10 protein-coding genes and 1 other annotated feature are annotated in these 12,757 nt (G+C 43.2%); of the genes, 5 read left to right on the top strand and 5 right to left on the bottom strand.

Annotated elements, in window-relative coordinates; all coding sequences use genetic code 11:
- Window positions 1-12: 12 nt before the first annotated feature.
- Complete coding sequence (locus ABOA58_RS20165) at window positions 13-645, bottom strand: GNAT family N-acetyltransferase (RefSeq protein ID WP_034309235.1); 633 nt, start codon at window positions 643-645, stop codon at window positions 13-15.
- A gap of 317 nt (window positions 646-962) precedes the next feature.
- Here ABOA58_RS20165 and acsA point away from each other — a divergent pair, with 317 nt between their 5' ends.
- A complete protein-coding gene (gene acsA / locus ABOA58_RS20160; protein ID WP_350299730.1) occupies window positions 963-2,681 on the top strand; it encodes an acetate--CoA ligase in 1,719 nt (572 codons plus the stop codon).
- 131 nt (window positions 2,682-2,812) lie between these two features.
- On the opposite strand, the gene ABOA58_RS20155 is transcribed toward acsA, so the two are convergent.
- On the bottom strand, window positions 2,813-5,836 hold the full coding sequence (locus ABOA58_RS20155) for a transglycosylase domain-containing protein (protein WP_350299729.1): 3,024 nt from the start codon (window positions 5,834-5,836) through the stop codon (window positions 2,813-2,815).
- 148 nt (window positions 5,837-5,984) lie between these two features.
- Window positions 5,985-6,201, top strand: a binding site (T-box leader).
- Between the two features lie 66 nt (window positions 6,202-6,267).
- Here ABOA58_RS20155 and tyrS point away from each other — a divergent pair.
- Window positions 6,268-7,524 carry a tyrosine--tRNA ligase gene (gene tyrS, locus ABOA58_RS20150; protein WP_350299728.1) on the top strand — a complete coding sequence of 419 codons (1,257 nt, stop codon included), beginning with the start codon at window positions 6,268-6,270 and terminating at the stop codon, window positions 7,522-7,524.
- 97 nt (window positions 7,525-7,621) lie between these two features.
- Here the strand turns inward: tyrS and rpsD are convergent, their stop codons facing one another.
- Window positions 7,622-8,224 carry a 30S ribosomal protein S4 gene (gene rpsD, locus ABOA58_RS20145; RefSeq protein WP_063232686.1) on the bottom strand — a complete coding sequence of 201 codons (603 nt, stop codon included), beginning with the start codon at window positions 8,222-8,224 and terminating at the stop codon, window positions 7,622-7,624.
- Between the two features lie 310 nt (window positions 8,225-8,534).
- Between rpsD and ABOA58_RS20140 the strand changes: the two genes are divergently transcribed.
- Complete coding sequence (locus tag ABOA58_RS20140; RefSeq protein ID WP_350299727.1) at window positions 8,535-8,675, top strand: hypothetical protein; 141 nt, start codon at window positions 8,535-8,537, stop codon at window positions 8,673-8,675.
- A gap of 2 nt (window positions 8,676-8,677) precedes the next feature.
- On the opposite strand, the gene ABOA58_RS20135 is transcribed toward ABOA58_RS20140, so the two are convergent.
- Window positions 8,678-9,157 (bottom strand): GAF domain-containing protein, encoded by a 480-nt coding sequence (locus tag ABOA58_RS20135; RefSeq protein ID WP_350299726.1) that lies wholly within the window; start codon window positions 9,155-9,157, stop codon window positions 8,678-8,680.
- A gap of 154 nt (window positions 9,158-9,311) precedes the next feature.
- Here ABOA58_RS20135 and refZ point away from each other — a divergent pair, with 154 nt between their 5' ends.
- Window positions 9,312-9,950, top strand: coding sequence for a forespore capture DNA-binding protein RefZ (gene refZ / locus ABOA58_RS20130; protein ID WP_101222952.1), 639 nt, complete (start codon window positions 9,312-9,314; stop codon window positions 9,948-9,950).
- Between the two features lie 14 nt (window positions 9,951-9,964).
- Here refZ and hisJ read toward each other — a convergent pair whose 3' ends face one another.
- Window positions 9,965-10,768, bottom strand: a complete 804-nt coding sequence (gene hisJ, locus ABOA58_RS20125; RefSeq protein ID WP_350299725.1) for a histidinol-phosphatase HisJ — start codon at window positions 10,766-10,768, stop codon at window positions 9,965-9,967.
- Between the two features lie 168 nt (window positions 10,769-10,936).
- On the opposite strand from hisJ, the gene ezrA reads away from it, so the two are divergent.
- The gene (ezrA, locus tag ABOA58_RS20120; protein ID WP_350299724.1) at window positions 10,937-12,631 is read left to right on the top strand and encodes a septation ring formation regulator EzrA; all 1,695 of its coding nucleotides are present in this window, start codon (window positions 10,937-10,939) and stop codon (window positions 12,629-12,631) included.
- Window positions 12,632-12,757 lie beyond the last annotated feature (126 nt).

Genomic DNA, 12,757 nt, shown 5'->3' with positions numbered 1-12,757 from the left:
TTACTCGCCTCTTTAATACATAAACCGATTCATAAAACGCAATTGGTCGAATTTCTGGATGGATTCCGGCGGGACCCTTTTGCCAATACGGGCCATCAGGCAGTTGGCCGGATGGGAACTGATTTCAGGATCATCTGTTGCAAAGTAAACCAAACCACCGGCACTCATCATTTTTTCCATGACCTTGCGATAGTCCCAAATATTCAGACCTGTCCCTTTCAAATCCCAATGCCAATAGTATTCAGTGGTGATGATGATGAAGTCTTCAACCGAATCGTCTTCCATGGAAAGGCGGATTAGGTTCTTCCCGACGGAGGCACCCCGGTATTTAGGGATGACCTCGATTGCACCAAGCTCAATCAGGTCCTCCATCTTGATTTCAGACCAGCGCTCCAAGGGATCGGGGTATAAGTAAGTTACATAACCCACGATTGTTTCATTTTCGCGGGCGATAAAGATCCTGCCCTCAGGCAAGTCTGCAATCTCTATTAACGCTTTATGCTGCAAAGCAGGCGGGCGAAAGGCGACCAAGTCTTCGTGAAACTCATAAGCTGACATTTTTTCGCCGCTTAACGGCCCCTCGATGATGAGCGTTCCGCTTAATGTCTGCAGTTCCTTAGTGTAAAAGGTCTTACTATATTCCATTCTTTCACCACCTTTGTTATATAGTAATCTTACACTCTCGCATTCCGGAGTATAAGAAGCATTGCTTTTAAAAACTGACCGAATGGAAAGCTTACATAAATTATACATGAAAACGGGGGGCATAATTCAGAAAGTTCAAGGCGCTTTTGTTACAGTGCCTCTTCTTTCAATTAACCATAACATATACCAGTAACTTTCAAAATTCACCAAGAAGGGATTTCCCTAATATGGAAGTATTCAATATTTTAAAAATTGAGATAATTCGATTCTTATACTATAATAAAAATATAGAGCCGAATGAAGGGGGAGTTTGTCGTATGAATGTGAAAGCGTTGCCAGTAGTGGAAGGTAATTTTAATTTAAAGAATTATGATGAAAAATACAATAAGTTTGACTGGTCTGAGACCGAAAAGGAATTCTCCTGGTCTGAAACCGGTAAAGTGAATCTTGCGTATGAAGCCATTGACCGCCATGTCGAAACATACAAAAAGAATAAAGTGGCCCTTTATTACAAAGACGATAAAAGAAATGAAAAGTATACATTCAAGGAAATGAAAGATTATACGAATCAAGCGGCAAATGTGTTCAAGAACATTGCCAATGTGGAAAAAGGAGATCGTGTTTTCATCTTCATGCCTCGCTCCCCGGAGCTTTATTTTGCATTGTTGGGTGCGATTAAAACGGGAGCGGTCGTAGGGCCGTTGTTCGAAGCCTTCATGGAAGGCGCCATAAGGGATCGTCTTGAAGATAGTGAGGCAAGTGTGATAGTGACGACACCTGAACTTTTGCCGCGTGTCCCGGTGGATGAATTACCCCATTTAAAGCATATTTTCTTGGTGGGGGAAAATATAAAGGAAGAAGGAAATTACCATAACTTCAATCAAAAACTAAAAGAAGCCGACAAAAAATTCGAAATTGAATGGGTCGATCGGAATGACGGTCTGATTCTTCACTACACCTCAGGTTCCACAGGCAAACCTAAAGGAGTGCTACACGTTCATAATGCGATGATCCAGCATTATCAAACGGCAAGATGGGTCCTTGATTTGCAGGATGAGGACGTGTATTGGTGCACAGCGGACCCTGGATGGGTGACAGGGACGTCTTACGGGATATTTGGACCTTGGCTGACAGGAACCTCGAATGTCATTGTAGGCGGGCGGTTCAAGCCTGAATCCTGGTACAAGACCTTGGAGGACTTTGGTGTCACAGTTTGGTATAGTGCCCCGACTGCCTTCAGGATGCTGATGGGCGCAGGTGACGAAATCGTTAAGCGGTTCGATTTGAGTTCTCTCCGCCATATTTTAAGTGTCGGTGAACCGTTGAACCCGGAAGTGGTGCGCTGGGGAATGAAGGTATTCAATCACCGTATCCATGATACATGGTGGATGACGGAGACCGGGGCACAGGTCATCTGCAATTATCCTTGCCTGGAAATCAAACCGGGTTCGATGGGCAAACCGATTCCAGGTGTGAAGGCGGCAATAGTGGATGATCAAGGCAACGAGCTTCCGCCGCATAGAATGGGGAACCTTGCCATCAAGAAAGGCTGGCCTTCGATGATGAAGACCGTCTGGAAGAATGAAGCTAAATATGAATCTTACTTTATGCCAGGTGATTGGTATGTTTCAGGAGATTCCGCATATATGGATGAAGATGGTTATTTCTGGTTCCAAGGCCGTGTTGATGATGTCATCATGACGGCAGGGGAGCGGGTCGGACCTTTCGAAGTGGAAAGCAAATTGGTCGAGCATCCAGCCGTAGCCGAAGCTGGGGTCATCGGTAAGCCGGATCCGGTTCGGGGGGAAATTATCAAAGCGTTCATCGCCCTTCGTGACGGATACGAGGCAAACGATGAATTGATTGAGGAAATTCGTACATTTGTAAAGCATGGTCTAGCGGCACATGCGGCACCTCGTGAAATTGAATTCAGGGATAAACTTCCTAAAACAAGAAGCGGTAAAATCATGCGCCGTGTCTTGAAAGCTTGGGAACTTGATCTGCCAACTGGTGATTTATCATCGATGGAGGATTGAGAAGCTTAGTCTTACTGAGTATTGAAAAGGAAAAAGGCATCCATGGTCACTTCCATGGATGCCTTTTTGGGAGATTATAAGGAAACAGGCTGTCGGGGAACCGACAGCCTGTTTAAGTTCAAGAAAGAGTGTCATTCTTCCTCTTCTTCAGCTTTATCCGTGTCTTGCTCTTTATCATTGACTGTGTCTTGCTCTTTGTCGGTCTCTTGATTTTCTTGATCTGTATTCTCTTTGTTTTGCTGCTCTTTGTCTTGAGCTGGCTCTTTATCTTTATCCGTTTGCGTTTCTTTTTCTGGTTCTTTTTCTTTATCTGAACCGTTCTCTTCTTTTGAGTCTGGTTTTTTATCTTCGTTAGCTATTTTATCTTTTCCGCGATCATCTTTAGTTTTTGTGGAATCTTCTTTTGAACCTGTCTTTTTAGCGCCGCTTTCAACACGTTGAGAAGGGGCCGATTCTTTACCGACTATGTCTACGGCCGTTACGTAATAGGAACCGCCAGAGCCGACTTTGTAAACAAGATTCTCCCCAGCATTGATGCTCGCCACTTTTTTGCCGTCTTTATAGACACGATAACCGACGACATCTCCTTCGCCATGCAAGCCCCATGTAATCTTATCGTTACTGATCGTTATGGATAGGGGATCTGGTGCTTTGCCATTATCATTCAATTTCGCTGTCGCCCCGACGACATTTCCTGATTTTTCGGCTCCAGGAATTACGGATCCCGGGTCATTGACATATTTCAATCCGATATCTGCAAAGGAATCGGGATTCAACATGAACCCGCCGCTTGTGAATTCGCCAGGCGTTTGCGGAAGGGCTGCGTAGCGTTTACTGCCGACTGATACATATTGTCCATCTATGAAACTATCATCCGCCTTGGATGGAGCATATTTGGCAATGAATAAATCCGATTTGACAAGCCCGGCCTTTTGGCATGAACTTGAAGGCAGCAGTCCTGAAACGCCACAGAAGGAACGGCTGACAATTCCGCCCGGCATTTCAAATCGCTTATCGGGGTCGATGAGTTTAGGGTCGACTTTATATGCGGCATTGATCAGATCTGCCCAATAATACATATTACGTTTATTGTATTCCAGCCCATTATAGGTGCCTTGCAAGGATTTTGGCTTGTCATAACCGAGCCATGTCCCGAACGATACATTCGGGTTGCTGGCTACAAACCAGGCATCCCAATAGTTTTGTGAAGTACCGGTTTTACCTGCCCAATCGCTTGAGAAAGCAAGGCGGTTCCTGACTGAGGCCGCCGTCCCGCTGTTTACGACATCACGCATCATATCAAGCGTCAGGTAAGCGGCTTGTGGAGAGAAAACATCCACTGGTTTCACTTTATGCTGATAGATGACTTTGCCATCTTTCGAAACGATTTTATCGATCATATAAGCATCGATGAATTCTCCTGAATTGGCAAAAGTGCCATATGCATTGACGTTTTCTTCAACGGTTACACCTTTTTCCATCGCACCTAATGACAAGGCAAGATTGGAGTAATCCCCTTTCGTCACGGTGGAGAAGCCCATATTTTCCAAATACGAAGCGGGGCTCAGGTTGATTATTTTCTTGTAAAAGAGCGCTGCCGGGATATTGTAGGAATTCTTCAGGGCCTCGCGGGCAGTCGATACTCCCGTATAGCTGCCGCCGCCATAGTTTCCTGGACTCCACGGTTTGCCGCCTGTTGGAATGGAGATCGGCACGTTGGCCGATACGCTGCCAGGCGAGATCTTGCCTAGCTCGATGCCTGGACCATATATCACCAGCGGCTTCATCGTTGATCCGTTTGAGCGCAATGATGCGGTTGCGTGGTTCGTCTGTTCCCGCTTGAAATCGCGGCCGCCTACGAAACTGATGATTTTCCCTGTTTTATTCTCGATAAGAATCGCTCCGGCCTCTACGGGCTGGCTCACGGTCTTCATTTCCTTCGTATCCGGGTCGGGGACTTGCGCCAGTTTATCGTACCCGAAATTCGGATAGTTTTTCGTTACTTCCTGCATCTTGTCATAAATCTTTTTGTTGACGGTCGTATAAATCTTATAGCCATTTTGTCGAAGCTTACGGTCGGCAAGTGCTAGATATTGAGCTTTTAAATCATCATTCTTTAAATCTTTCTCTTCATATCCATCTTCTTTTGCCAGACTGACGGATAGGATTTCGATTGAGCGTTTTTCGATCTCATAGGTGAGCCATGGATATTTCTCGGATGGCATCTCCGTTTTGCCGATAAAGTCTTTTGTTATGTCGTATGTGTTTGCTTTATCATATTCTTCTTTTGTTATGTATCCGTTACTATACATCCGCTTTAAAACGGTTTTCATCCGGTTGATGCCGGGCTCTTGATTTTCTTTCAGTTTTCCTTTCTGGGTATATGGTGTATATCCGAAAGGGCTTTGCGGCAATCCAGCGATAAACGCAGATTGGGGCAGTGTCAGATCTTTGGCCTCCACGCCAAAAATGCCTTCAGCGGCGGACTCGACACCAGCGATGTTACGTCCTGAAGAATTTCGTCCCAAAGTGGAAACGTTTAAGTAGGTTTCCAAAATCTCTTCTTTTTCAAAGAATTTTTCGACCCGGAGCGCAAGCAGGATTTCTTTTGCTTTCCGTTCAAACGATACTTCGTTGGTCAGGACCTGGTTTTTAATGAGCTGCTGTGTTAATGTACTTCCTCCCGATTGGACGGTTGCATTCGAAAATTCCTGGTAAATCGCACGCAGGATAGCTTTCGGAACAACCCCGTCATGGTCATAAAAATACTCATCTTCTGTAGCGATGACTGCATTTTTTAGATGCTCGGAAACTTTATCGATGGACACTTCTTCACGTTCAAGGTCACTCTTAAGCTTGCCCAAGTATACTTCGTCAGCAAAGTATACTTCAGAGGTCTCTTCATAATTGTAAATGTCTTTTTTCAAATCTTCTTTTGAGCGTACCGGCTCATCATTGACGAGGGCAGCGAAATAGCCGGCTCCGACACCGCCGGCGAATGAGAATCCTAAAATCCCGACAATAATGAGGATCAGCGTTAAATTCCAAATGACTTGGTATGTAACCCGCGCGTTCCTATGTGTTTTTTCATTTTGAAAAAAACTGGTCAGCTGCTTCCAGACTGTTAGAAATCTATCTTTTTGATTATTATTCATCGTATCATACCCCCTGAAATCACATATATTATAGCATACAACAGGTAGGGGAAAGGGCATCTTTCTTATTTTTCTATAATCTGTAAGGGTAGGTTGACAAGGGTTCTTATGTATGATAAAAGTTTATTAACAACAATAAAATGATTAAATGATCGCGATGATAGGACCCAGTAGTCAGACTATCCCTGTTTCAGAGAGCCGGTGGTTAGTGGAAATCGGTACAAATGGTATGATGAATTACTTCCTGGAGCATTTGCTGTGAAATGATTAGTAGCAGGAAACGGTTGACGACCGTTATTCGTCTTGAGCGGAGGGCATATTATGTCCTCAAGTTGGGTGGTACCGCGAATTCATTCGTCCCTTCATATTTATGAAGGGGCGTTTTTGTGTGCTTTTTGCGGATTTTTTCTAAGATGGAGGAGGAATATTCAATGGAATTGCTTAAAGACCTCGAATGGAGAGGGATTATTTATCAACAAACGGATGAAGAGGGTTTTAAGAACCTTTTGGAAAAAGAGAAAATTTCTTTATACTGTGGTGTCGATCCAACAGCGGATAGTATGCATATCGGACATCTATTGCCATTCTTGACATTGCGCCGTTTCCAGCAGCACGGCCATCGTCCCATTGTATTAGTGGGTGGTGCAACTGGACTTATCGGTGATCCAAGCGGTAAAAAAGAGGAACGCCAGCTGCAAACGCTGGAAAAAGTGCTCTATAATGCCGACTGCATAAAAGGGCAGCTATCCCACATCTTTGAATTCGAAGGTGAAAATGGTGCGGTCATGGTCAATAACTATGACTGGATAGGAAAAATCGATATGGTCACGTTCTTGCGTGATTACGGGAAATACATCGGCATTAACTACATGCTGGCAAAAGATACGGTTGCTTCCCGTTTGGATTCGGGAATTTCATTTACTGAATTTGCGTACACGATCTTACAAGGAATTGATTTCGGCCATTTATACAGCAATTACAACTGTAAATTGCAAATTGGCGGCAGTGATCAATGGGGCAATATTACGACTGGGCTGGAAATGATCCGGAAATCCAATGATGAGGATGCAAAAGCATTCGGTATGACGATCCCGCTCGTAACGAAAGCGGATGGAACGAAATTCGGTAAAACGGAAGGCGGAGCAATTTGGCTTGATCCTGAAAAGACGACTCCGTATGAATTTTACCAATTCTGGATCAATACAGCCGATGCTGATGTCGTGAAATACCTGAAATTCTTCACATTCCTATCTCGTGAGGTGATTGAAGAGTTAGAGCAATCTGTACAAAACGAACCGCATTTGCGTAAAGCGCAAAAAGCTTTAGGGGAAGAAATGACCCGTTTGATTCATGGTCAGGAAGCTCTTGACCAGGCTATCAAAATCTCTGCCGCCCTATTCAGCGGAGAGGTGAAGAATTTAAGTGCGGCGGAAATCAAATTGGGCTTCAAAGATGTCCCTAGCTTCGAACGTGAAAGCAAGGAAGATATCGGTTTGGTCGATTTAATCGTTGAAGCGAAAATTTCGCCATCAAAGCGTCAAGCTCGGGAAGATATTCAGAATGGGGCAATCTCCATAAATGGGGAGAAAGTGACTGATCTGCAATATGTAGTGACGGAAGCTTCTAAGATTGAAGGGGAGTTCATCCTAGTTCGTCGCGGCAAAAAGAAATATACATTAGTGAAATGATTGTTCAAGGCCCGGCTGAATCACAGCCGGGCTTTCTCGTGCAGGGGTGTTTAGGTGCAAAAAAAACCCCATCCAAGGATGGGGTTTTTTGAAGTTATTAACGAGAGTAGAACTCAACGATAAGAGCTTCGTTAATTTCAGCAGGCAATTCAGAACGTTCTGGTAAACGAGTGAAAGTACCTTCTAATTTCTCAGCATCGAAAGTAAGGAAATCAGGAACGAAGTTAGTTGCTTCAACTGATTCTTTAATGATTGAGAAGTTACGTGATTTTTCACGAACTGCGATTGTTTGTCCAAGGGACACTTTGTAAGATGGAATGTCTACGCGGCTTCCGTCTACAGTGATGTGACCGTGGTTAACAAGTTGACGTGCTTGACGACGTGTACGAGCTAAACCAAGACGGTAAACTAGGTTGTCAAGACGTGATTCAAGAAGAATCATGAAGTTTTCACCATGAACACCTTTAAGTTTGCCAGCGCGGTCGAACATTGAACGGAATTGACGTTCAGTGATTCCGTACATGTGACGAAGTTTTTGTTTCTCTTGTAGTTGCATTCCGTATTCAGAAATTTTTCTACGTTGGTTAGGACCATGTTGTCCTGGAGCATAAGGGCGTTTTTCTAATTCTTTACCAGTACCTGTTAGGGAAATTCCTAAACGACGGGATAGTTTCCAGCTTGGGCCAGTATAACGAGCCATAGGATGACTCCTCCTTTAAATGTTTTTATTTTGGTAAAATAAAAACCGTGTGAATGTACGATCATGACCATTTTGTTTTCATGTACCTTCGCCCTAGCAGCAGAGAGTTACGAGATACACCTCTGTATTGAGGAACAAAATGAGAACATAAAGGCTGTCACATAGGCTGCAATATTTTACACAAGGAGTATTGTATAATATTTGGCTCAATGAGTCAAGGGCAGTTGTAATTAATTAAGGAATAGATAAAGAGAATCGCAGCAGGTAAATTTAAAAAAGGTTTTTTCATTGTAAGCGTTATGATGAGATAATGAATACAAAAATTATGGAGAAAAATATCAAATGGGCCGATGAAGCGTTATATATTGCGAAGAATTCAGGAAGGACCGGGTACATGTACATAGGGCCTGTAATGGAAAAGGGAGCAGGCAAGGATTGCCGCTCCCTTTAACTTTATAGATGCCTGGTAAGGATTTCAGCGAACTTCTCCAGTCCCTGCTGATCCATTTCGTCAAAACGGCCCGTGACCGGGCTGTCGATATCGAGGACACCGATCAACTTGCCATCCTTCATGAGCGGTATGACAATTTCAGATCTTGATGCCGCATCACAGGCGATATGTCCAGGGAATTGGTGGACATCATCTATGCGCAGGGTTTTTTCAGTCGCCGCTGAAGTCCCGCAAACGCCCCTGCCCATTGGAATGCGGACACAGGCTGGAAGACCCTGGAAGGGTCCTAAAATTAATTGGCCTTCTTCGTATAAATAGAAGCCGACCCAGTTAATCTCATCAAGAAACTGATTAAGTAAAGCTGCCGCATTGCTTAAATTGGCTATCCGGTTCGTTTCATCTTCAATTAAGGCAAGAAGTTGCTTTTGGACCAGTTCATAGTTATTTTCTTTTTTTCCTTGATACATTTCGACATTAAACAAAAGCGTTCACCTGTCTTCCGCATATTTTTACAGCACTTTCTAATCATGTTGCTTTATTGTTGGGAAATTGTCGAGAACTTACTAAAGGATTCAGGCTCTTCCGTGAAGAAATAGTCCACAAGACTTGTCTCAAAGAAAGCGAGGGATTGCCTGAATGAATCGCCAGACGCCAACGAAACAAGCCATTGTGGAAGCTGCATTGCATTTATTTCATTTAAAAGGCTATCATGCTACATCCATACGGGATATTGCGAATAAAGCCAAAGTGAACGCTGCAAATATTGCCTACTATTTCAAGAATAAGCAGGGGTTGCTGGAATTCTGTTTCACTTCCTATTTAGAAGAGTATATCCTGGTCCTTGAGACGAACATGACATTGCTGGAACTTAAAGGCCCGCAGCATTGCTTGATGAATCTTGTAAAGGATATTCTCGCTTTCCAGAGGGAAAACTTCCTTGCTGCACGGTTCATATATGGGGAATCTTCACTCGATTCCAATTTAAATCGTGAAATTCATTCGACTTATTTTACAAAGGAAAAGTCTTATTTTCAATATATTTTGGAACAGGGGATCAAGAGCAGGAGTTTCCAGCAGGTCTCGGTTCCCATGTATATGCTGCAGTTGAAGGGTTTATTGACGGCCCCTGTCCTGCATACCCATTATGCGATGGATGTGCTTCATGTGTTCCCGCAGGAAGCCTATTACACGAATATTTATGCCAATGAAGTCGGACGTTTTTTGCAGGATACCCTTTTCATAGACCTACAGCCACTGTTAGCGGGCCGGAGCTGAAGTGTATACATGAGTTACCGATTGAACCCTTCAATCAGTGCCTGATGGCCCTGACCCAAATCCTTAGCTTGATGTGCATCGGATCCGTAAATAAGCGGAATGCCGAGATCGAAAGCACGCTTTGCAAACCGTTCAGGAGGGTAGGGTTCACCGCATAGCGGCTTTACATGCCCGGCTCCATTATAATCTAGTTCATACCTTTGTTCTTTGATCATGTCGAGCACTTTGTAAACCTGCTCGTCAAAACTAGATGCAGGCGGATATCGATGCTGGAATTTATGGACAAGCGTAATATGCCCGATCCGTTTTGGTTTATAAATGCCTAAATCAGTTGTTATTGATTTTTCCAGAGTATCGTAATATTTGGCATACACCGATTCCACTGAACCTAGTTCATTGGCAATCTCACCAAACCCATTTTCGCTGAAATCGATGCAGTGCCAACTGCTTTGATGCTTGATGAAGTGGACGGAGAGTATACTATCATCAAGGAATTCTCCGATTTCGTCGAGGAATTCTTTTGTTTCTTTTTCATAACCCTCTATAAAGTCAACCTCCAGACCTGTTTTGATCAGGATTTTGTCTTTATGGCGTTCTTTCAGTACGCGGAGCTCTTGAAAGTAATCCAGGAGCAGGGCAGCGTCCATGCCGCTGTCTTTTTCAGGCGTAGGATCTTGAAAATTTCGTGGCAATGGAGCATGTTCCGTAAATGTGATTTCCTTTAATCCTAGCTCGATTCCCCGCGTAATATATTCATCGAATTTATCCGTAGAGCCGTGAGGGCAAAACGGAGTGTGCACATGACCGTCAGCTTTCATGGTCCTTCCCTCCCAAAAAACAGGTATTTGTAGCAAATTTCTACAAAAAAAACATTTTTCTCGTCAAAAATTATTGCTAACATGGTATCATAAAAGCATTAAATTTAACATTTTTAAAATTGATATATAAACGAGCAAGACTGTAAGGACTAGAACAGGGGGCTTACCATGGATTACATAATTGGGGTAATTGTATTAATTTTGATTTTCATCATTTGGGGTTATTTTTTCAAAAAGAGATATTTTAAAGAAATCGATCGACTGGAATCCTGGAAAATAAGCATCATGCACCGCCCCGTGCTGGAAGAGCTTTCTAAAGTCAAACAATTGAACATGACAGGTGAAACAGAGGAAATGTTCGAGAACTGGCGCATTGAATGGGACGCCATCATTACAGATCATATGCCCGAAGTCGAAGAGCTTTTATTCGATGCCGAGGAATTCGTCGATAAATACCGTTTCAGCCGTTCAAAAGAAGTACAGCGCAAAATTACAGTCAAGCTGAATGAAATCGAGGAAATGATCAAAAAGATCTTATACGAACTGAATGAACTCGTAGGCAGTGAGGAAAAAAACCGATTGGAAATTGAGGATATCAAGGAATCCTACCGTCAATTGAAGAAATCCCTGCTTGCACACAGGCATAATTACGGGAAAGCGGCTGATAAGCTGGAAAATACCTTGGATGAGGTATTGCAGATCCTTCAAAAGTATGACGAAGAGACTGTGAACGGCAATTATTTGAATGCCAGGGAGCTTGTTCTATCCATTAAGGAAAAATTGGCGGTTCTGTCAGTTAAAATGGAAATGCTCCCGAAATTATTGGTGGATAGCCAATCCGAGCTGCATTCCCAGCTTCAAGAATTGAAGGATGGTTATGAGGAGATGTCAGGACAGGGGTATCTGTTGAGCCATATCCAATTCGAGCAGGAAATATCCCGGCTTGAGGAAGAACTGGAACTATATAAAACACAATTGGAAAATGCCGAAACGGAAGCCGTGGATAAAGGCATTAAAGATATGCGCGAAAGCATTGAGGTGCTTTATGACCTTTTGGAAAAAGAAGTACTTTCAAAACAGTATATCTTGAAAAATGATGAAGTTCTCAGGAAAACGATTAGTGACCTTGAATATGAAAACGATAAACTTAAAGTTGAAACGATACATGTTCAACACACATATCATCTGACGGAAAATGAGCTCGATGCACAACGGAAAATGGAAAAGCAGATTGCCCAGATTTCGAAACGCCATCAATTGCTTGTCTTGAAAATGGAGGATAATGTGATGGCAAGCTCCCTTATCAGCGAAGAGATGCAGGGGCTGGCTGAACAGTTGAAGGAATTACAGGAAAATCAGAAAGACTTCACCATTAAATTACAGGCTTTACGGAAAGATGAAATGGATGCCAGGGATTCACTGGCTGAATTGAAACGTAAAATGGTCGATACTGGACGTTTAATTGCAAAAAGCAATATTCCAGGCCTTCCAGAAGAGTATAAAGTGGTGCTATCTGATGCCAAAGAAAGTATGGATGACGTTCAGGGGAAACTTGAAGAAAAGCCGCTTGACATGGCCGCTGTTTATATTTATTTGGAAAAAGCGGTTCAACAGGTGAATAGGGTCCACGAAAAAGCCCATGAATTGATCGAACATATGTATTTGGCCGAAAAGGTGATCCAATTCGGAAATCGCTATCGAAGCAGTCACGATATGGTAGCCGAGAGCCTAAGGGATGCCGAAGCGAAATTCCGAAGCTATGAATATCAAGCCGCATTGGAAACGGCTGCCACTGCCATAGAAAAGGTCGACCCAGGCAGTTTACGAAAAATTGGTGCGAACATAGAAGAAGTCCTTTCCTGAAAACCCGCCATGGCGGGTTTTTTTCTTTTTATAGATTAGGTGGAAAGTTAAATCATTCTCGGGAATAAAAAGAAGCAGGTATCCTATCATTCATGGACCAGTGTTTTACATTCTCTTTCAAATTCA

The organism is Peribacillus frigoritolerans (assembly GCF_040250305.1).
In the GTDB taxonomy this organism is placed as follows: domain Bacteria; phylum Bacillota; class Bacilli; order Bacillales; family DSM-1321; genus Peribacillus.
The sequence above is the reverse complement of the archived record's forward strand: the minus strand, read 5'-3'. Positions and strand labels throughout refer to the sequence as shown.